General features: G+C 63.4%; 14 protein-coding genes and 1 tRNA gene. 2 read left to right on the top strand and 13 right to left on the bottom strand.

All coding sequences use genetic code 11. The features are described 5' to 3' along the window. Positions 1 to 38 precede the first annotated feature (38 nt). Entirely contained in the window at positions 39 to 1,592 is a 1,554-nt protein-coding gene (locus G452_RS0104025; protein ID WP_022660974.1) for a TolB family protein, read from the top strand. A gap of 72 nt (positions 1,593 to 1,664) precedes the next feature. Here the strand turns inward: G452_RS0104025 and G452_RS20390 are convergent, their stop codons facing one another. After that, positions 1,665 to 2,702 carry a sensor domain-containing diguanylate cyclase gene (locus tag G452_RS20390; RefSeq protein WP_022660973.1) on the bottom strand — a complete coding sequence of 346 codons (1,038 nt, stop codon included), beginning with the start codon at positions 2,700 to 2,702 and terminating at the stop codon, positions 1,665 to 1,667. Positions 2,703 to 2,874: 172 nt separating this feature from the next. Between G452_RS20390 and G452_RS0104015 the strand changes: the two genes are divergently transcribed. Further along, a complete protein-coding gene (locus tag G452_RS0104015; protein ID WP_022660972.1) occupies positions 2,875 to 3,639 on the top strand; it encodes a DUF4197 domain-containing protein in 765 nt (254 codons plus the stop codon). A gap of 92 nt (positions 3,640 to 3,731) precedes the next feature. Here G452_RS0104015 and G452_RS21345 read toward each other — a convergent pair whose 3' ends face one another. The 12 genes from G452_RS21345 to G452_RS0103950 all read right to left on the bottom strand — a co-directional run bounded on the left by G452_RS21345 (position 3,732) and on the right by G452_RS0103950 (position 19,879). Continuing rightward, positions 3,732 to 3,833 (bottom strand): MetS family NSS transporter small subunit, encoded by a 102-nt coding sequence (locus G452_RS21345; protein WP_022660971.1) that lies wholly within the window; start codon positions 3,831 to 3,833, stop codon positions 3,732 to 3,734. Positions 3,834 to 3,836: 3 nt separating this feature from the next. Then, entirely contained in the window at positions 3,837 to 5,345 is a 1,509-nt protein-coding gene (locus G452_RS0104005; RefSeq protein WP_022660970.1) for a sodium-dependent transporter, read from the bottom strand. Between the two features lie 221 nt (positions 5,346 to 5,566). Then, entirely contained in the window at positions 5,567 to 6,679 is a 1,113-nt protein-coding gene (locus G452_RS17915; protein ID WP_022660969.1) for an HD domain-containing phosphohydrolase, read from the bottom strand. Beyond that, positions 6,676 to 8,166, bottom strand: a complete 1,491-nt coding sequence (locus tag G452_RS0103995; protein ID WP_022660968.1) for a sensor histidine kinase — start codon at positions 8,164 to 8,166, stop codon at positions 6,676 to 6,678. Before G452_RS0103995 ends, G452_RS17915 begins: the two co-directional genes overlap by 4 nt. Then, the gene (locus G452_RS0103990; protein WP_022660967.1) at positions 8,163 to 8,528 is read right to left on the bottom strand and encodes a response regulator; all 366 of its coding nucleotides are present in this window, start codon (positions 8,526 to 8,528) and stop codon (positions 8,163 to 8,165) included. Before G452_RS0103990 ends, G452_RS0103995 begins: the two co-directional genes overlap by 4 nt. A gap of 25 nt (positions 8,529 to 8,553) precedes the next feature. Then, positions 8,554 to 11,736 (bottom strand): PAS domain S-box protein, encoded by a 3,183-nt coding sequence (locus G452_RS20385; RefSeq protein ID WP_022660966.1) that lies wholly within the window; start codon positions 11,734 to 11,736, stop codon positions 8,554 to 8,556. A 165-nt stretch (positions 11,737 to 11,901) separates the two neighbouring features. After that, positions 11,902 to 11,996, bottom strand: a tRNA-Ser gene (locus G452_RS0103980). An 86-nt stretch (positions 11,997 to 12,082) separates the two neighbouring features. After that, positions 12,083 to 13,618, bottom strand: a complete 1,536-nt coding sequence (gene der / locus G452_RS17905; protein ID WP_022660965.1) for a ribosome biogenesis GTPase Der — start codon at positions 13,616 to 13,618, stop codon at positions 12,083 to 12,085. A gap of 216 nt (positions 13,619 to 13,834) precedes the next feature. Next, positions 13,835 to 14,875, bottom strand: a complete 1,041-nt coding sequence (gene mtnA / locus G452_RS0103970; RefSeq protein WP_022660964.1) for an S-methyl-5-thioribose-1-phosphate isomerase — start codon at positions 14,873 to 14,875, stop codon at positions 13,835 to 13,837. A gap of 467 nt (positions 14,876 to 15,342) precedes the next feature. Next, positions 15,343 to 16,776, bottom strand: coding sequence for an Asp-tRNA(Asn)/Glu-tRNA(Gln) amidotransferase subunit GatB (gene gatB, locus G452_RS0103960; protein WP_022660962.1), 1,434 nt, complete (start codon positions 16,774 to 16,776; stop codon positions 15,343 to 15,345). Positions 16,777 to 16,835: 59 nt separating this feature from the next. Continuing rightward, entirely contained in the window at positions 16,836 to 18,113 is a 1,278-nt protein-coding gene (locus G452_RS0103955) for an MltA domain-containing protein (RefSeq protein ID WP_081650463.1), read from the bottom strand. Further along, positions 18,110 to 19,879, bottom strand: coding sequence for an ARMT1-like domain-containing protein (locus tag G452_RS0103950; RefSeq protein WP_022660960.1), 1,770 nt, complete (start codon positions 19,877 to 19,879; stop codon positions 18,110 to 18,112). The genes G452_RS0103955 and G452_RS0103950 overlap by 4 nt, the downstream gene beginning before the upstream one ends.

The following is a 19,879-nucleotide window of genomic DNA, read 5'->3' as shown; positions in this document are numbered from 1 at the left end:
CAATGTGAAGCCATCCGGCAACGCCAGGGAGATTCCCCATGGTTCGATCCGTTCAGCACAAAAAAACCGACGCGGCGTGCTGGTTCTGCATAGCCGCCCTGATCGCGCTCGCTTCATGGACGCCCCTCCACGCCGGACCGGAGAGGGAGGGGCAGGTTCCGCCCCCGCCCCTGGCACGGCTCGACGTTTTCAATCCCCTGCCCCACGGCGTGTACCCCCGCGACGCGGCACCGCCCCGCATCCTCTGGGAAGCCGAGGGGGGCGCGGGCCGCTGGCTGGCGCGCATCGACCTGCCGGACGGCGGCGCGGCCTGCGCCCTTACCACGGCCCCGGAATGGACGCCGGACCCCGCTGCCTGGGAAGCCGTCAAAATGCGGGCCCAGGGCCGGGAGTGCCGGATCACGATCACGCGGCTGGACGAGCGCGGCGCAGCCCTTGCCCGCGGAACCGCCGCATTCGGCGTTTCCCCCGATCCGTTCGACGCGGCCGTCTTCTACCAGCAGATTCCGCTGCCGTTCCTCGCCGCGCAGGACCACCCGGAACAGTCCCGCTGGCTCGTGGCGGACCCGTCCTCTCCGGAGCCGCCGCGCGTGGTCTTCGGGGGCATGCGCCACTGCGGCAACTGCCACACCTTCTCCGGGGACGCCGCCACCTTCGGCATGGACATCGACTACGACAAGGACAAGGGAGGCTACGTGTTCATGCCCGTGGCCGAACATATGACCGTGGGCGCGGCGCAGATGTTTTCCTGGAACCAGTACCGCCCGGAACAGGGCAGGGTCAGCATGGGCCTGTTCACCAAGATTTCCCCGGACGGCTCCCGGGCCGTCAGCACGGTCCAGGAAAAATCCATGTTTTCGCCTCTGGACGACGTGGAATTCTGCCAGTTCTTTTTTCCCATCCAGGGCCATCTGGCCGTGTACTCGCGCGCCGACGGCACGATCCGCCCGCTGCCCGGCGCGGACAGCACGGATTTCGTCCAGACCAGCCCGGCCTGGAGCCCGGACGGAAAGCGCATCGTCTTTGCGCGCGCCCCCGTTGATCCGCAGCTCGTGGAAGCCATGGGCGAACGCACCTTTCTGCCTCCGGGCGAGGACCGCATCGAGGACTTCAACGCCCGCTACCCCTACCGCTTCGATCTCCACGTCCTGGACTTCAACGACGGACGCGGCGGGAACGCCCGTCCTCTGGCAGGGGCGTCCGGCAACGGCATGAGCAACTATTTCCCCCGATTCTCGCCGGACGGACGCTGGATCGTGTTCTGCCGCGCCGAGACCGGACTCGTGCTCCAGCCGTCGAGCGAGCTCTGGATCGTGCCGGCCGAAGGAGGAGAAGCGCGCCGCCTGGAATGCAACACCGACCTGCTCAATTCCTGGCACAGCTTTTCGCCCAACGGACGCTGGATCGTCTTCTCGTCCAAGCAGAACACGCCCTATACGGAAATCTTCGCCGCGCATCTGGACGAAAACGGGCACGCCTCGCGGCCCGTGCTGCTCGACAGGCTGGGCCATCCGCGCCTGGCGTCGATCATTCCGGAAGCCGCCGACAAATCCATCCTGCGTATCCAAGGCATCGAGCTGGCGCGCCCCTGACCGAACCGCACAAAAAAGCGGCGACCCAGGTCGGGGTCGCCGCCGCAGATGCGCCCGCCAGCGCACCAATGCTCAGCCCTGGCGAAAACGGTTGCGCCCTTCCTTCTTGGCTAAAAACAGGAGCTTGTCCGCACGGTTGAAGAGACTCTCAGGTCCGTCGCCCGAACGAAATTCCGTAACGCCGAGACTCACCGTCACGATCTCCCCGCAGTCCATTTTCGTGCGTTCCACCAGGGCGCGGATCTTCTCGGCAACGACGGCGGCCTGTGCCAATTCGGCTTCCGGCAGGAGCACAATGAACTCCTCTCCGCCGATGCGAAAAAGCATATCGCTGCCCCTGAGGACGTCGTTCACGGCCTGCACCACCTTGCGGAGCACGCTGTCGCCCTCGCCGTGCCCGTAGTTGTCGTTGATGCGCTTGAAGTGGTCCAGATCCAAAACCAGGTAGGAAAACGGACGGCCGTACCGGTTCGCCTCGTTCAGAAGCGCCTTGATCATGTCGTTGAAGATGAAACGATTGTAGGCGCCGGTCAGCTCATCATGCGCAGCGCCGTATTCCAGCCTGCCGCGCACGATGCTGCGCACGATCCAGAAGATGGCCGCCAGCAGGGGAAGATTGAGCACCAGCAGGCCCATTCCGAACATGTTGCGGCTCCATTTCTGCTCGGCGATTGCCTGGGCCGTGAACACGGCCTGGTCGGCCTTGTCCCAGGCGACCTCGCTGGCCAGGAGCAAGTCCCTGCGGGTTTCCGGTCCCGGATGGCTGCCGTACCTCTGCACGGTCAGACGCAAGTCGTCCCAAGCGGTCCGCACGGCGTCGATTCTGGCCTTGAAGCGATCGGATTCCATGCCGATGGCATAGCCTTCGTCGGCACGCTCGAATTCGCCCATAAGTTCATCGACGTTCCGCACCAGTCTTTCGTCCGACTGCCCCAGCGCCGCCAGTTTTGCCAGTCGCTGCATGGACCCGCGCAGCACTCCGGCATAATTGATGATCTGCGCATCATCTCTGGTTGAGGTCATCTGATGATAAAAGTACGCCCCGTCCACGAGAACGAGCAGCAAATGGAGCAGCACCAGCAGCAGCAGTCGCGAGGAGACTCTCTTCATGCTCCCAGGATACGGCACAACGGGAAGCAATACAACTTGCGGAACGAATTTCCAGCGTCTTTCCCGGATTCGAAGTTCCATACCGACAGTGCCCCTTGGCGTTCCGGCAATGGTTCTTTCTGGAAAAGGCTGCTATGTTTCCAAAGACCATCACCCCAACCGGAGCAAAGCCATGAACAAGAAAGGATTACGCGGCGCGGCGCTGTTGCTGCTTTCCGCATTGCTGCTGTTGCCCGCTTCGTCGGGAGCCATTTCGCTGGAAGGCGTGCTCGACACCGCGAACAAGGCGCTCTCCCCCGCCGATTCCGGCAGCGGAACTTCTTCGCTTACGAACTCGGACATCGTGGCGGGTCTCAAGGAGGCCCTGAACAAGGCCGTGGACGAATCCGTGGCCTTCCTCGGCAAGCCGGGCGGCTTCCTGGACAACCCGGAAGTGCGCATCCCCTTGCCCGGCTCCCTGAGCAAGGCGCAACAGATCGCCGAGGCCGCAGGCAAAGGCGAACTCGCCACCGCCTTTGTCGAATCCATGAACAACGCGGCGGAAAAGGCGGTGCCCGAAACCGTGGACGTGTTCACCAAAGCCATCAAGGCCATGAGCATCGAAGACGCCAAGGGGATTCTCGAAGGGCCGGACGACGCCGCCACCAGCTATTTCAAGCGCACGAGCACGACGGACCTTACCGAACGCATCCGCCCGCTGGTTTCCTCGGCCATGGAAACCGTGGGCGTCACCCAGCGCTACAAGGAGCTGACCTCGGGCGTGTCCTCCATCGGCGCCATGATGGGCAAGGACTGGTTCGACCTGGACGGCTACGTCACGGAAAAGACCGTGGCCGGGCTCTTCAAGGTCATGGCCGAGGAAGAGGCCAAAATCCGCGAGAATCCCGCAGCACGGACAACGGATCTGCTCAAGAAGGTCTTCGGAGCTGTGAACTAGCGAATAGAAAACGGGCCGGACACCCTCAATGGCGTCCGGCCCGTCCGTTCAAGCCTCGTTTTCGGCCGCTGCTCCGCAAGCGGCCCGCGGCACTACTTTCGCGCGCCGCGCATGGCCCGCCGCAGGCAGAGCACGGCTCCGCCCCAGGTCACGCCGAGCCCGAAGATCATCATGGCGATGGCTCCGAAAGACATGGTCTACCTCCTCCGCATGAAGTTCGCGTTCCGGGCGGCTCCCACACCGAAAGCGCCCTTGCCCAGCGGCAGAATCACCGCGAGCAGGGCGCAGGCCGCCAGCACCAGCCAACCGAAAAGCACGATGGCCTTGGTCGCGTAGCCCTCGTAGTTCACGCTCAGGTCGCCCACGAAGTTGCTCACGCAAATGGCGCCGAGCATCAGCGGCACGATCAACCGCAGGCAGAGGGTCCAAAGACCGCCCACGGAAAACTCCGAGAGATTGTTGATGTGCTTGCGCAGGCTGTCCAGGTCGCAAAACCAGGCGATGAACACGATTTCCACGAGACCGCCCAGCAGCACGCCGTAGTTGTTGATGAAGTGGTCCACGATGTCGAGCAGGTAGAGACCGCCGCCCGTGGTGAAGGCCATGCTGACCAGGAGTCCCCCAAGGCAGAAGAGCGTGGCCGCGACACGGCGGGAAAGGTCGAGCTTGTCCATGACCGCCGAGACCACGGCCTCGGCAATGGAGATCTGGGACGAAAGCCCGGCCACGACCAGCGCCAGAAAGAACAGCGCGCCGAAGAACACGGGCATGGGCATCAGGTTCACGGCCGTGGGCAGCGTCACGAAAGCGAGGCCCACGCCGGAGCCGGCCACTTCGCTCACGGGAACGCCCTGCTGGTGGGCCATGTAGCCGAGCACGCTGAAGATCATCAGACCGGCAAGCATGGAGAAGCCGCAGTTGATGAACACGGTCATGCAGCCGTTGTTGGCGATGTCCGAACGCGAAGGCAGATAGCTGGAATAGGCCAGCATGATGGCGAAGCCGATGGACAGGCTGTAGAAGATCTGTCCGAAGGCGTCGGCCCAGACAGAATAATCCAACAGCGCCGAAAAATCCGGACGGAAGAGCCATTCCAGCCCCTCGCCCGCTCCGGGCAGCATCAGCCCGCGCGCGATGAAGACCAGCACGAGCACGAAGAGCACCGGCATGAAGATCTTGTTGGCCCGCTCCACCCCGCCGCGCACTCCCGTGAACACGGCCACGTAGGTCACCAGCCAGGCTCCGACAACCCCCCAGAACACCGGCAGGTTCACCCCGCCCATGGTCAAGGGCGAGTCCGTCAATCCGAGGAAATTGCCGAAGAAAAAGTCCTTGGGCGCATCGCCCCAGCCGAGGCTGAAGGAAAGCAGGAAGTAGTTGACGGCCCAGGAAATGACCACGACGTAATACGTGGAGATGACAGCGGCCACAAGCACCTGCCACCAGCCTAGCCATTCCATGCGGCGGGATATGGAGGCGAAGATCTTGGGCGCGGAACCGCGAAAGCGGTGCCCCAGGCCGAACTCCAGGATGATGAAGGGGATGCCCGCAGCCAGCATGGCCACAAAGTAGGGTATCAGGAAGGCTCCCCCGCCGTTCTCATACACCATGTAGGGAAAGCGCCAGATGTTTCCCAGCCCGATGGCGGACCCGACAGCAGCCAGGATGAAGCCGGTGCGGGAACTCCAGGTCTCACGTTTGCTCATGTGTCTTCTCGCTTGCCTCTTATTTTCGCAGAAGAAAAAAAACGCCTTCCCATTCTGCGAAAAACGTCAAATTCAATATTGAAATTATACCATTACGCCAAAGGAGAGGGAACTTATACGAGAATCGCGCATTTGTCCAAGTCGGAATTTCCGCATGAAAAAAGGCCCTTTCGGGCCTTTCCCACGCGCAAAACGGCTTCGGGGACGCGATCCCGCGCGGATCACCCCGCGTCGTCCACGCATGAAAGACCGTGGCACTCCTCGTCCCGGAACGAATCGCGGATGTCCATGATCTCGTCAAGAACGGAAAAGAAGACGTCCACGACCGCGGGATCGAAATTCAGGCCGCGCCATTCCCGAATGATCTCAAGAGATTTATCCACTGAAAACGGCTCTTTGTACGGTCTGCGGGAAAGCAGGGCGTCGAACACGTCCGCAACGGACACGATGCGCGCCGCGAGCGGGATGCTCCGTCCGGCCTTGCCGTTGGGGTAGCCCTTGCCGTCCCAGCGTTCATGGTGGTTCAGGGCGATGACTTCTCCCAGGCGCAGGATGCCGGAGCTGTCGCCTTCAAGGATGCGCGCGCCGATGATCGTGTGCCGCTTCATGATTTCCCATTCGTCGGGGTCGAGCTTGCCCGGCTTGAGCAGAATCCTGTCGGGTATGCCGACCTTGCCGATGTCGTGCAGCGGAGCCGCGTAAAGAATACGGTCCACCACGGTTTCCGGCAGGCCGAGGCCTCTGGCCATGGCCGCCGAGGAATGGCTCATGCGTTGGATGTGCGCTCCGGTGTCCTCGTCCTTGAATTCCGCCGTGCGCGAAAGCCGAAAAATGGTGTTCAATGAAGAGGACTTGAGATTGGACAGGGCGTTTGAAAGCTGCCTTGTCTTGCGCTCGACCTCCGCCTCCAGCTCGCGCTGATAATTGCGCAGGTGGTCCGAATAGGCCTTGACCTTGACCAGCGTGCGCACGCGGGCCAGCAGCTCGCTCTTGTCCACGGGCTTGGTCAGGAAGTCGTCCGCGCCGGACTCCATGGCCTGCACGCGGTCCGAAACGGCGTCCAGGCTGGTGACCATGACCACGGGAACGATCCGGGCGTCCGGGTCCATCTTGATTCTGCGGGTCGCCTCGAAGCCGTTCATCCTCGGCATCATCACGTCCATGAGGATCACATCCGGACAGTCGGCAAGGGCCCTTTCCACGGCGTCGCCGCCGTCGGCGGCCATGATCACCTCGTACCCCGCCGGGATCAGCAACGCCTCAAGCAGCCTGCGGTTGCGATCATCGTCATCCACGACCAGGATGACGGGTCGGCGAACGGTTTCCACTTTCATCTCGCATTCTCCTCGGGACCAGGCATCATCCCGCCATTCATGGGCAGGGCCAGCACGATGCCGGCTCCCTTGCCGGGGCCCTCGCTCTCGATCCAGGCCGCACCGCCATGCAGCTCCGCGTATTTCCGCACCAAGGCCAACCCTGATCCCACTCCGGCCCAGCCGTCCGCCGCTTCCCGCGGCAGTTTGAAAAACGGCTTGAACACGTCGCGGCACTCCTGGCTGTTCAGGCCGCCGCCCCTGCCCTCGACCACATACAGCAGCACAGGCCCGTCGACGAGTCCGGCACGCCTTGCTTCCTCGGCGTCCGCACGCCGCGCCCGGAGCACGATTCGCCCGCCCGCCCCGAAAAGCCGAAGACCGTTGTCGACCATGCTCAGCAGCGCCTGCCGGATCTTGTTCCGATCAAGGGCCACCGTGGGCAGCTCCTCCACTTCGGATTCCACTTGAACCCCGCATTGCAGCGCCCTGTCGCGCGCCAGGGTCAGGGTGCGTTCCACCAGGTCGCCTGGACGCACCGGACTGATCGACAATACGCCGCTGCTCATGTCCACCCGGGCCAGGTCGAGCACCTCGCCGATCAGCATGTTGAGCTGAAACGCTCCCTGCACGATGTCGTTGACGTATTCGGCCTGCTTCTCGTTCAGGGGGCCGTAGTACTCGTCCTGGAGCATTTGGGAAAACCCCATGACCGCATTCAACGGCGTGCGCAGCTCGTGGCTGACGCTGGCGAGAAAAAGCGATTTGGCCTGGTTCGCGCCCTCGGCCTCGGCCTTGGCCGAGGCCAGCTCGGAGCGGCTTTCCGAGAGCTGGCGCAGATACCGCCGATACTGATAAAATACTCCGCCCCAGAGCGAGAGCAGGAGAAGGATCATGGCGGCGCCGGCCACCAATGAGCTTTTCCCCCTTTCAAACTGGGTTTTCATGTCCGCGGCGTGGCGCTGCGCTATCAGCGCGTCCGCCGCGTCCAACGCCCCGGTAAAATCGGACCGCGCCTGCCGGAAGGGCTCGGAGCCGAGCAAAGCCTGCGCCTCTGCTTCTTTCCCAGCGGAGGCCAGCTCGAAAATGCGCCGCTCCTGCTCGGCGAGGGAGGCCCACTGCGCGCGGAACATCGTCGAAGCCGGCACTCCCAGCGCCTGGGAGAGTTCTTCCGTCCTGCGCATGAGCCGATCCATGTTTTCCTGGATCTGCTCGAAGTCCCCTCCATAAAAGAGAATGCTCTCGGGAAGGGTGGACTCCAGCAGAGAGGACACGGCGCCCTCTTCGCCAAGACGCAGGCGGTCAAGGATGCGCATGAGCTCGCTCTCCATGCCGACATGCATGCGGTAGCGCTCTTCCATGTCCTGGACGAGATGGATTCCGAAAATCGTCAAGGCGAGGGCGACAGCGAGCCCGGCCCAGAAGAAGAACGACAAGCGCAGTCGAAACCTGCTCAGCTTGGGGCGTTCCGCCCGCCCGCCCGCCTCCGGCCTGAAACCCGTTGTCATGCGAGGTAGTCCTGAAACATCTTCACCAGCCTGCGCGTGTCGATGGGTTTGCTCATGTATTCGTCGCAGCCGGAGGCCCGGATCTCTTCCTCCTCGGTGGGCATGGAAAAGGCCGTGAGCACCACGATGGGCGTCTTGTCCAGACCCGGCGTTTCGCGAATATGACGGATCGCCTCCAGACCGTCCATGACGGGCATCTGGATATCCATGAGAATCAAATCCGGAGCGCTCTTCCGGGCGAGGTCCACGCCCTCGCGGCCGTTGACCGCCTCCAGCGCCTGATACCCCTTGGCTTCCACCAAATCCTTGACCAGCCTGCGGCTGCGCGGATCATCCTCTACGATAAGCACGCTTTTCGGCATGCCGCCACTCCTCGTTTCCTGCATGTTACCCTTTGCCCTGCCATGCGTCCGCAGGGAGCACGAACGTAAACCGGCTGCCCTGACCCTCGCCCCGGCTCTCGGCCCAGATGGCACCGCCATGCAGCGCCAGGAGCTGGGCGGACAGGGGCAGGCCCAGCCCGGTGCCCGGAGTTTTTCCGGTCCGGCCCGCACTCACTTGATAAAACTCCTCGAACACTTTCCGCAAGTCCGGCTCCTTGAGCCCGATGCCGGAATCCGTCACGGCGACCTCCAGCCAGTCGCCGTCATCGTCGGAAAGGCCGCCGCGCAGAGGCTCCGGGACCATTCCCTTCGCTTCATCCGCGCTCAGACGTCGGGCGGAGAGCACGATGCTGCCGCCGTCCGGGGTGAACTTGGACGCGTTGGAGAGCAGGTTGAAGACCACCTGCTTGATCTTGCGCTCGTCCGCGTTGATCAATCCCAGGTCCGGCCGGAGGTCGAGCCGCAGGTCGATGCCGTGCCGGGAGGCCTTTTCCCGGATGTAGATCAGGCTCGTGCTCAGCAGCATGTCCAGGTCGAACCGGGAGGGCAGCAGCTCCATCTTGCCCGCTTCGATCTTGGACAGCTCCAGGATGTCGTTGATCAGCGAAAGCAGGTGGTGCCCGCTTTGCAGGATGTCGCCGACGTATTCCTCCTGTTTCGCGGTCAGCGGCCCGAAGTATTTGTCCTGCATGACCTCCGCGAAGCCGATGATGGCGTTCAGGGGCGTGCGCAGCTCGTGGCTCATGGAGGCCAGGAAGTTGGATTTGGCCTGGCTTGCGGCCTCGGCCGTCTGCCGCGCCTGTTCCGCCTCGTCCTTGGCGCGGATGAGCTTCTGCTCGGCATCCTTGCGTTGGCCTATGTCCGAGACGAAGCAGCAGAGAAACGGCTCGCCGTCGAACTCCTGGTAATACGTGACCACCTCCACGGGAATGAGCGTTCCGCCCGCGCGCCGGTGCCGCGCCTCGAAACGCATTCCGCCCAGGCTGCGGTGCTCCTGAAAACGCTCCGGCCAGCTCTGGAGGTTGAAGTCCGGATCAAGATCCCAAAGCCCCATGCGGAGCAGTTCTTCCCGGGGAATGCCCAACAGGCGGGCCGCGCCCTCGTTGACGTCGAAGAAGGTGCCGTCCGGCCGCACCCAGTAGATGCCCTCGCCGGAACGGTCGATGGACAGGCGCGTGCGCCGGAGCGTCTCGTCCATGCGCTTGCGTTCGCTGATGTCTTCCAGCACGGAGATGAAATGAACAGGCTTGCCGTCATCGTCGCGCAGCAAGGATACCGTCAGATTGACCCAGACGATCTCCCCCTGCTTGCCGACATAGCGCTTTTCCATGCTGTAGTTGTCGATCTCTCCGGAAAGGACTTTGCCGACAAGCTCCAGATCCTTTTCAAGGTCGTCCGGGTGGGTGATGTCCTGGAACGTGCGCCCCATGAGCTCTTCGCGCGAATAGCCGACGATGCTGCAAAGGCGGTCGTTGAAAAGCAGCCAGGAACCGTCGAGGCCCACATGGGCTATGCCCACCGCGGCCTGCTCGAAGGTGGCCCGGAAGCGCATCTCGCTCCAGACCAGTTCCTGCTGCGTGTTCCTGATTTCGGTCATGTCCCGCAGCACCGCCGTGAAGAAGCGCTGATCGCCCACGGTCACGTCGCTGATGCCCAGCTGAACGGGGAAGGTCGAGCCGTCCTTGTGCATTCCGATCAGCTCACGGCCCTTGCCGATGATGTGCGGCCCCCCCGTGCGCAGATAGCGTTCGATGTATTTGGCGTGTTCTTCGCTGTGCGGAGAAGGCTGAAGGATGGAAAGGGGCTGCCCGATGGCTTCGCCGGCGGAGTAGCCGAAGATGCGTTCCGCCGCCTTGTTGAAGCCGATGATGCGCCCTTGCAGGTCGGCGCTGATGATGCCTTCGAGCGTGTTGTCGATGATGGCCGCGTTCACGGCCTCGCTGCGGGCCAGACGGGAATTGGTCCATTCCAGCTCTTCGGTGCGGCTGCGAACCTGATCCTCCAAATTCTCGTAGAGCATCTCCAGGCGTTCGGCCATGTCGTTGAAGATGTCCGACAGCACCCCGATCTCGTCGCTGCTGCGAACGTTCGAACGGAGCTTGCGGTTTCCCGACGCAAAGCCGGACATGGCCTTCTTGAGACTCAGCAGCGGGCGGCTCACCGCGGCTCCGCCGTACAGGGCGATGGTCAGCCCGCCGAGAAAGGCTCCCACGGGCACGAGGAAGACCAGCCAGGAGATGTTTCGAAAGGCGGCCGCCGGCGAGGGCCGTTCCGAGATGTGAACCAGGGTGAGCGTTTCGTCGGGCCGCCCCAAGGATACGTTCAAAGGCGTGGCCAGCCACTCGCCCTCGTTGAACCGGACGGTCGCCGTCTCGCCCCGCAGCAGGAGCGAAGCCTCTTCCGGAAAATCGCGGAACAGGCTCATCCCCGTATCGAGACTGTCCGGTCCGCCCCAGTTCCGGCCCGGATCGCGGTCGTGGTACACGTAGCTCCCGTCATCCTTGACGACGACCCAGAATCCGCTGCGGTGCGGCATGGACTGCACGAGGTCGGAAAGCAGCCAGTCCCCCGTATAGTTGAGGACGAACAACCCGCCTGTTTCGCCTGTCGGGCGCTGCACAGGAGCGATGAAACGAAGCATGGAAGTGGCCGGAAGCTCTACCTTGCCCTGCTCGCGGTTGAGATCGAGACGCGAGACGTACACGCTGCCCGGAGGCGTGAGCATGGCCTCCTGAAAATAATACCGGTTCCGCTTGAACTGAAGTCGATCCTGCGGAAGCCGCTCCACACGGCCGTTCTTGTAGTCGAGCCGATAGCGCTCCCACCCCGTGGCGTCGAGTATCCGGAGCTGCGCGTAAATCCGCTTGGACTCCATAAAGCCGGAAAGGAGCGCGTCCAGACTCTCCGTCTCGCCCGTTCCGCCCCCCCAGGCGTGTTTCTCGAACAAGGTCTGCACGTACGGCGAGTTCGCGAGAAAAATCGTGTCCAGCCGGGCCATTTCCATGCGTCCCTGCAAATAGGCCTGGGCCGCCTGCACGAGAGCTTCCTCGCTCTTGCGCATTTCCAGATCCTGACCGCGATAGACGAAATACGTCGTCAGCCCAAGACCGGCGGCAAAGACGGGAATCAGCGTCAGGACGGTAAGGGCCACGAGCCGCCAGCGGATACCCAACGATTTCAAGATCATAAAAATCTCCAAAAGTGATTGACCATGCCGTCCCTTAGCTTAGCAAAACGCGAGGAATATAGAAATACCCGCATGCGTTATTTGGGTCCATTTGCAGCGAGGCCGCGCGGACCTTGCGCGCAAAAAAAAGCGGCGCCCCCTTTCAGGGACGCCGCTGGCGAATCGTGGCGGAGAGGGAGGGATTTGAACCCTCGATAGAGTTATTAGCCCCATACCCGCTTAGCAGGCGAGCGCCTTCAGCCTTGCTCGGCCACCTCTCCGTAATGGTGCGCTACGCGCAAAAGCAATGAACAGAGGGAGGCTTCTACCCTCTCCAGGTCCGTCTGTCAAGTCAGGCGGTTGCCTGTCAGCGCTGCTTCTGGCTGCGGTTCTTTTTGAACCGCCAATCGGCCTTGGCCACGGCCTTGCCCGCCCGGCGCTGGATGGGAGCGGACTCGGCGTTCTCCTCCTCCCGCTCGCGGGGAAGATGCTCCTCGACCTTGCGGCCCGGTCCGGCTTTGCCCTTGGCGGAAATGCCGCGCTTGATCTCTTTTTCCCGCTTCTCGTGCGTGGAGCGGAAGACGAGGTTCATGGGCGCGTACTCGATGCCGAACAGCTTGCGCAGCTGGTTTTCAAGATAGCGCTTGTAGGCGTCCTTGAGCAGGGTGTGGTCGTTCATGAAGAACACGAAGGTGGGCACGTCCTCGTCGGCCTGGGCCAGATAGTAGAACTTGGGCCGCCGGCGCTTGATGACCGGGGGCTGGTGGCGTTCCAGGGCCTCGGTCATGGAGCGGTTGAGCACGCCGGTGGTCACGCGGACGCTGCATTCCTTGTGGATTTGCTGCGCGAGCGGCAGAATGCGGCCGATGCCCTTGCCCTTGAGCGCGGAAATGTAGAGCACGGGGACGTGCGGCGCGAAGCGCAGCTCATGCTCGAAGGCCTTCTTGAGATCGTTGAGCAGGTTCGAGGGCACGAGGTCGGTCTTGTTCACGGCCACGAGAAAAGGCGTCTTTTCCTTGACCAGAAATTCGAGCAGCCGCTTGTCCTGCCGGGTCAGGCCCTCCATGGGGTCCACGACCATGACGGTCACGTCCGCCTTTTTGCTACTCTTGAGCGCGCGGACCACGGTGAAGCGCTCCAGGCGCTCCACGATGTTGGTGCGGCGGCGCACTCCGGCGGTATCCACGAAGGTGAAGCGCTTGCCGTTCTTCTCGAAGGTCACGTCCACGCTGTCGCGCGTGGTGCCGGCCACGTCGCTGACGATGAGCCGGTCCTGGCCGATGAGGGAGTTGATGGTCGAGGATTTGCCCGCATTGGGGCGGCCGAGCATGGCGATGCGCAGACCCCGCTCCACGTCGTCCGCGGGCTCCTCAACGGCAAACTGCTCGGCCATGTCCGCGACGCGGTCGCGCAGCTCCTGAAGATTGTAGCCGTGGGAGCCGGACACGGAGAGCATCTCGAAGCCCAGGACGTGGAATTCGCTCTGGGCGCGGTCTTCCAGCTCGGCGCCGTCCACCTTGTTCACGACGAGCAGGACGGGCTTGCCGCTCTGCCGGGCCAGGCGCGCGGCTTCCTCGTCCAGGTGCGTGAGGCCCTCGCGTCCGTCCACGACGAAAAGCACGGCCTGGGATTCGGCCATGCCTTCCAGGGCCTGCTCCACGATCTCGCGCTCGAAGCCCTGGCCCGTGACGCCCTGGCCCGGCTCGGACTCCATGCCCAGGACCATGCCGCCCGTGTCGATGAGGCCGAAGGGCACGCCGCGCATGACGCCTTCGCCGTAGATGCGGTCGCGGGTGACGCCGGGCGTGTCGTGGGCGATGGCCACGCTCTTGCGCAGGAGTCGGTTGAACAGCGTGGACTTGCCCACGTTGGGGCGTCCTATAAGTGCAAAGGTCGCTGGCATATCGTTTCTCTGTATGTTGCTGGGGAGATGCGGGGAAGGCCGCTCCCCGTTACGCACACCGTTGCGGGCCTCGCCCGGCTACGGAATCGTCAATACTAATGGACCCGGCAGGGAAGCGCAACCCGAAGCGGGGCAGCAGCCATACATGAACGCGCCCCGGCATGCAAGGAATTCCCTGCCTGCCGGGGCGGTGCGTCGCCGTGACGGTTTCCGACGCTAGGCGAACAGCTTGGCGATGTTTTCTTTGTAAGGCGGATAGATCACGCCCTTTTCCGTGACGATGCCGGTAATCAGCTCGTTCGGGGTCGGATCGAAGGCCAGGTTGTAGACCTGCACGCCCTCCGGGGTGATCTGGTGGTCGCCGATGTGCGTGACCTCGCGCGGGGTGCGGTCCTCGATGGGCACGTCGTCGCCCGTGGGCGTTTCCGGGTCGATGGTGTAGACCGGGGCCGCGACATAGAAAGGAATGCCGAAATGCTTGGCCAGCAGCGCCACGCCGAAGGTGCCGATCTTGTTCACGGCGTCGCCGTTGGCCGCGATGCGGTCCGCGCCGACAACCACCTTCTGCACGAGTCCCTTCTTCATCAGCAGGGCGCAGGCGTTGTCGCAGGCGACCTTCACGGGGATGCCGTCCTTGTGCAGTTCGTAGGCCGTGAGCCGCGCGCCCTGAAGAAACGGACGCGTCTCGTTGGCGATGACGCTGATCTTCTTGCCCTGGTCCACGGCCCCGCGAATCACGCCGAGGGCCGTGCCGTACCCGGCGGTGGCCAGCGCGCCCGCGTTGCAGTGGGTCATGACCGTGTCGCCCTCGTCGATGAGCGCGCCGCCGAACTTGCCGATCAGCTCGCACATCTCGATGTCGCCCGCGTGGATTTCCTTGGCGCGGGCCAGCCAGACGCCGCAAAGCTCCTCAAGGGACACGTCCCCGGCCTCCTGCCAGACCCGGCGCATCTCGCGCACGGCCCAGCGCAGGTTCACGGCGGTGGGCCGCGCCTTCTCGATCTGGTCCAGCTTGGTCGCCAGCGCGGACTTCCAGTCGGCAACGCCGCTCTTCTGCACCTCGCGGGCGGCCACATAGCAGCCATAGGCCGCTGTCACGCCGATGGCGGGTGCCCCGCGCACGACCATCGTAATCAAAGCGTAGTAAATCTCGTCGGTTGTGGTGCAGTCGAACCAATCCTCCCGATTGGGAAGATAGCGCTGATCCAGCAACACGAGGCAATCCTTTTCCGGCGAAAACTGAATGTGGTCGGTCACTCGAACTCTCCTGAAAAAACATTTCCCGCCGCGCAAAACGCAAGCGGCACAAGGAACGGCCAAAAACAAAAGGGATTGCGGCTCCCCGCCTTGTGGCCCCGACGGATGCCCGTCTTGCTGCCTGTTTCGAGGCTTCGACTGATGCCCCGGCTGATGCCCGTCTTGAGGCTCCGCCATGAAGCCTCCAACGCAAAGCCTTCCCGCCTCAGCTCCCGCGTTGAAACGCGGGTGCGCAGCACCGTGTTTCGACGCCGAGTGGGAGTCTCAAGGGGCATTGCCCCCTTGAGCCGCCGGAGGCATTCCTGCTCACCGTCCGCCCAGGCCGCCGGAGGCATTCTTCCTCCCTCCGTCCGCCCCAGCTCGCCGGAGGCATTCTTCCCTCCTCGGTCCGCAACAGCCCGCCAAGCTTATTCTTGCCCTCTCCAGCTCCGGCCCGCCACCACGAACGCGCGACGAACGCACGCCCGCTACGAAAGCTTCTGGGCCAGCATCTTGCCGACCACGCCGGGGTTGGCCTTGCCCTGGGTCTTCTTCATGATCTGGCCCATGAGGAAGCCGACGACCTTTTTGTCGCCGCCGCGCACGCGCTCGGCTTCGGCGGGGTTCTCGGCGATGACCTCGTCCACCACGGCCTCCAGAGCGCCGCTGTCCGACTCCTGGGCGAGGCCCTTCTCCTTGACCAGCGCCTTGGGATCCGCGCCGTCGCGCAGCACGTCCGCAAGGATGTCCTTGGCCGAGCGGGCGCTGACCGTGCTCCCTTCCACCAGGGCCACGAGCGCGGCCAGGTCTTCCGGAGCGCCCTTGCAGGCGGCCAGGGTCAGTCCGGTGTCGTTGAGCAGCCGGGCCACGTCCACCATCAGCCAGTTGGCGATCTTTTTGGCCTCGCCGTCAAAGGCGTTCGCTGCGGCCTCGAAAAAGTCCGCTGTCTCGCGCTCGGCGGTGAGCTGGTCCGCGGCCTCTTCCGGCAAATCGTACTGCCCGACGAACCGGGCGCGGCGCGCTTCGGGCAGCTCGGGAAGCTCCGAGGCCCACTTTTCGATCCAGGCCTCTTCAAGCACCATGGGCACCAGGTCCGGACAGGGGAAATAGCGATAGTCGTGGGCCTCCTCCTTGCCGCGCATGGAGTGGGTCGTGCCCTTGTCCGCATTGTAGAGCCGGGTTTCCTGGACGACCGCTTCGCCGTCCTCCACGAGGTCGATCTGGCGTTGGACCTCGTATTCGATGGCCTTCTGCACGTGCCGGAAGGAGTTCATGTTCTTCAGCTCGGCGCGCGTCCCCAGGGTTTCCTGGCCCTTCGGGCGGATGGACACGTTGGCGTCGCAGCGGAAGGAGCCCTGCTCCATGTTGCCGTCGCAGATGTCCAGGTAGCGCAGGATGGAATGCAGCGACTTGAGGTAGGCCACGGCCTCCTCCGCGGAACGCATGTCCGGTTCGGAGACGATCTCCAGCAGGGGGACGCAGGCGCGGTTGAGATCCACGAAGCTGACGTTCTCCGAGGCGGAGTGGATGGACTTGCCCGCGTCTTCCTCCATGTGGATGCGCGTCACGCCGATGGTCTTGCGTCCTTTCGGCGTGTCGATCTCGATGCGGCCGTGCTCGCAGATGGGCAGGTCGAACTGGGAGGTCTGGTAGCCCTTGGGCAGGTCCGGGTAGAAATAGTTCTTGCGGGCGAAGACCGATTTGCGGTTGATCTCGCAGTGCACGGCCTGGCCCAGCTTGACGGCGTATTCAAGCACCTTTTCGTTCATCACCGGAAGCACGCCGGGCATGCCGGAGCAGACCGGACAGACGTTCTCGTTGGGCTCGTTGCCGAACTCGGTGGAACAGGCGCAGAAGAGTTTCGATTTGGTCTTGAGCTGGGCATGCACTTCGAGCCCGATCACCACCTCGTACTGGGCCATTTCTCGCTCCTGTATCGTAAGATATTGTCCAGAATCATTCTCAACGAGCCGGAATCCGTTCAGTTTCCGGATCCGGCGAGGGCCTTCCTGCTCAGGAGCAGATAGACCGTGGCCCTGCTGTAGACATGGCAGGCCACTTCCTCGATTCTCGGCCCCACGCCGATGAAGTAGTCGAGCCGTGCGCCCTTGATGGCCGCGCCCGTATCCTGGGCCAGGGCCAGACCGTGCACCCGCCGCGACCCCGTGCCGTCCGGTCCGGGAATGTCCGCGTCGAGCACGAGCATGGAACCGAGCGGCAGCAGCTTGGGATCCACGGCCACGCTGACCATGGGCGTCAGCGGCCTGTTGATGGCTCCCAGGGAGGGCTGACCGTCGAACCGGAAGAACACGTAGCTCTTGTTCTCGGCCATGAGCTTGGCGGCCTTTTCCGGGTATCGGGCGCAGAAGTCGCGCACGAACCGCTGGCCGCGCCGTTCCTTGGGCAGATATCCGTTGTGATAGAGGATATTGCCCAGGCCTTCGAAATCATGCCCATTTCGCGCAGCGTAGACCACGTGGCGAATGGTGCCGTCCGGCAGCCGCAGACTGCCCTGCCCTTCGACCTGAAGGTAGAATACGTCCACGGGATCCTTGGCCCAGGCGATTTCCAGGCCCCTGCCCGCGAGCACCTTGCCCAGGTCCACATCGGCGCGGGTATGGTACGGCAAGACCTGCCCGTTTTCAACACGGTAGACCGAGGGCACGCCGGACTGGCCGCTCTTGCGCGTGCGCAGGTCCGGCGGCACGCCATAGATGGGATACTGGTAGCCGGGCCGCTGGGTCAGGCTGGCTTCGATCTCCGGGGTGTAATACCCGGTCATGAGCGGCTGCGGCGTCAGCGCAAACCACTGGAAATTCTCGGCCAGGAGTTCGGGCCGCCGATCCAGGTACGGCAGGAGCCGGATCATCTCCGTGAGGCTCCGGCTGATCTGGCCCCAGGTGACGTTCAGGCCGTGGCGGGACATGGCCACCGCGGACTGGGGCTTGCCGCGCACGTAGTCCAGGCTGTAGCGCAGGCCCGCGTCCAGCTCCATCCACGAATGCAGTCCTTGGCTGCGCAAATCCAGCGTCCGGCTTTCCTCGGCCGTGCGGCCGTGGTTGAAGGAGCAAAACCGGGCCGCGTCGGTCAGGGAAGGCTGCACCGGCTGCGGCGCGGAAGGCAGCGGCGTCTTGCCCGCGCAGCCGGCCAGCGCGAGCAGGAACAGGGCGAGCAGCGCGGCGGCAAGGCGCGGGAAGCGAACCGCCCCCCGGCCCAAACGCGGCCGCGCGAGCGGAAAAGCGTATCGACTTGAGGTCATATCGTGTTGGTTTCGTTGCAGTCTTCGATGGCCACATCGCAGAACTTTCCGACCCCGTATTCGCGGCGGCGGAAAAACTTTTCCGGGCTCGGTCCGATGATTTGAAGCTCGCGCTGCTGGCGCTGCACGTCCAGGGCGATGTTCATTTCCTTGGTGCAGCCCGTGGAATAGGTCGCGTCCTTGCCTGCCCAGACCGGCGGCACCTTGCGGTTCATCAGTTCGAAGCTGCGGTCGATGTCCTGCACGGACTGGAAGCGCCAGATGTCCAGGTAGCCGCTGCGCTGGACCTTCTCCCACATGTACATCAGGTCGTCCGCGTCCATGCCTTCCTCGAAGTGCTCGGCCGGGTTGATGATGTAGACGCCGTCCAGGCGCGTGCGCAGATTGCGGATGAACACGTTCATGACCTCGATGGCCGTGCTGGTCTGGCCGGGAATGGAGCCGATGATGCCGGAATAGAACATCACGGTGTTTCCGGCGGCCGAGGCGCGGCGCATGTCGCCGATGATCCGTTCGGCCTTGGCCAGGATATCGGACTCGCGGAACTTGCGCGCCCAGGGAGCCTTGGGCTTGAAATTGAGCACGAGCTTGCCCTTGTCGTCCCGGAAATAGCTGAAGATGTCCCGCGTGAAGGAATGGCTGGTCATGATGGTGCGGCGGTAGTTTTCCTGGCCCTTGACGATGACCAGGTCCGCCTCCTTCCAGACGCGGGCCAGGGCCACGCTCATGCGGTAGGGGTTCAGCCGCTCGCGCGTGCCGTCGGAGATGACCACGAAGGGATGCTCGCGCATCTCGCGCAGCAGCTCGTTCTTGCTGACGCGCACGTTGGTCAGCAGCCGGGCGCCCTTGAAGCGCTCGGCCAGCACGGGATCGTTTTCCATGTCCCAGAAGGTCGGCGCGTCGAAATAGAATCCTTCCTTGAGCGCCAGCACGACCCGGTGCCCCCGCCGGAGCATGGCCCGGATCAATTCCAGGTCGAAGATCAGGCCGCCGCTGTTGTAGGGCATGAAGAGAATCTTGAGCGGGCCCGGCTTTTCCGGAGAGAAGAGCTGGTGCAGTTCGCGGAAGACTTCGCCGTTTTCCTCGATTTCCTTTTCCACATCGCCGCAGGACTGGAAAAACTCGCCCCAATGGGCGAAATTCTGGAGCGTGGAAGCGCAGATCAACCGCTTCATCTCCAGGAAATCCATCTCGAAGCGCAGGTCGTCCATGCGCATGCAGCTGCGGAAGGCGTCCGGGCAGCGGTTCACGAAACGATCCCACTCCGTGCTTTCGACGATCTTCTGCGCGGCCTCGTTGGCGAGCTGCTTGCGCTCCCGGTGGGGGTCGTCAATGCCGCTCTGGGAAAGAAAAATGGTTATCATCCGCTTCATCACCCGCGAGGGGATGGCGATGCAGGAATCCATGGCCATCTGGAATTTGTAGCGCGCGAGGTTCAGAATCTTGCGGCGCTGGTAGGGATCGTGGCAGGAGGCGCGCACCAGGCGAATCAGGCTGCGCCATTGCTCAAGATACATCTCCCGCAATTCCGGCGACATGCGCGACTGGAGCAATTGCAGAAGCATCCAGTCGGAACAGGGCGCGTAAAACGTATCGCTCTTGCAGGCGAGCATGAAGCGGACCTGCTCCGGCGAGGCGTTCTTGAGCGGATCGATGCTGTATTCCAGACCGTTCTCGGTCATGAAATGCAGGAGCAGCGCATCCATGGCCGGGTCTTCGCCCCGGCGGATATCGAGAATGGAACTGTAGTTGCGAAGCGGGGTCAC

The organism is Paucidesulfovibrio longus DSM 6739 (assembly GCF_000420485.1).
Classification (GTDB): domain Bacteria; phylum Desulfobacterota; class Desulfovibrionia; order Desulfovibrionales; family Desulfovibrionaceae; genus Paucidesulfovibrio; species Paucidesulfovibrio longus.
This window is presented reverse-complemented; position numbering and strand designations above follow the sequence as displayed.

What these genes read in the sequence shown, in the direction of transcription:
- G452_RS0103955 (WP_081650463.1), bottom strand. Translation starts at nt 18,113, where the DNA reads ATGACCTCAAGTCGATACGCTTTTCCGCTCGCGCGGCCGCGTTTGGGC.
- G452_RS17915 (WP_022660969.1), bottom strand. Translation starts at nt 6,679, where the DNA reads ATGAAAGTGGAAACCGTTCGCCGACCCGTCATCCTGGTCGTGGATGAC.
- G452_RS0104005 (WP_022660970.1), bottom strand. Translation starts at nt 5,345, where the DNA reads ATGAGCAAACGTGAGACCTGGAGTTCCCGCACCGGCTTCATCCTGGCT.
- G452_RS20385 (WP_022660966.1), bottom strand. Translation starts at nt 11,736, where the DNA reads ATGATCTTGAAATCGTTGGGTATCCGCTGGCGGCTCGTGGCCCTTACC.
- G452_RS21345 (WP_022660971.1), bottom strand. Translation starts at nt 3,833, where the DNA reads ATGTCTTTCGGAGCCATCGCCATGATGATCTTCGGGCTCGGCGTGACC.
- G452_RS20390 (WP_022660973.1), bottom strand. Translation starts at nt 2,702, where the DNA reads ATGAAGAGAGTCTCCTCGCGACTGCTGCTGCTGGTGCTGCTCCATTTG.
- gatB (WP_022660962.1), bottom strand. Translation starts at nt 16,776, where the DNA reads ATGGCCCAGTACGAGGTGGTGATCGGGCTCGAAGTGCATGCCCAGCTC.
- G452_RS0103990 (WP_022660967.1), bottom strand. Translation starts at nt 8,528, where the DNA reads ATGCCGAAAAGCGTGCTTATCGTAGAGGATGATCCGCGCAGCCGCAGG.
- der (WP_022660965.1), bottom strand. Translation starts at nt 13,618, where the DNA reads ATGCCAGCGACCTTTGCACTTATAGGACGCCCCAACGTGGGCAAGTCC.
- G452_RS0104025 (WP_022660974.1), top strand. Translation starts at nt 39, where the DNA reads ATGGTTCGATCCGTTCAGCACAAAAAAACCGACGCGGCGTGCTGGTTC.
- G452_RS0104015 (WP_022660972.1), top strand. Translation starts at nt 2,875, where the DNA reads ATGAACAAGAAAGGATTACGCGGCGCGGCGCTGTTGCTGCTTTCCGCA.
- G452_RS0103995 (WP_022660968.1), bottom strand. Translation starts at nt 8,166, where the DNA reads ATGACAACGGGTTTCAGGCCGGAGGCGGGCGGGCGGGCGGAACGCCCC.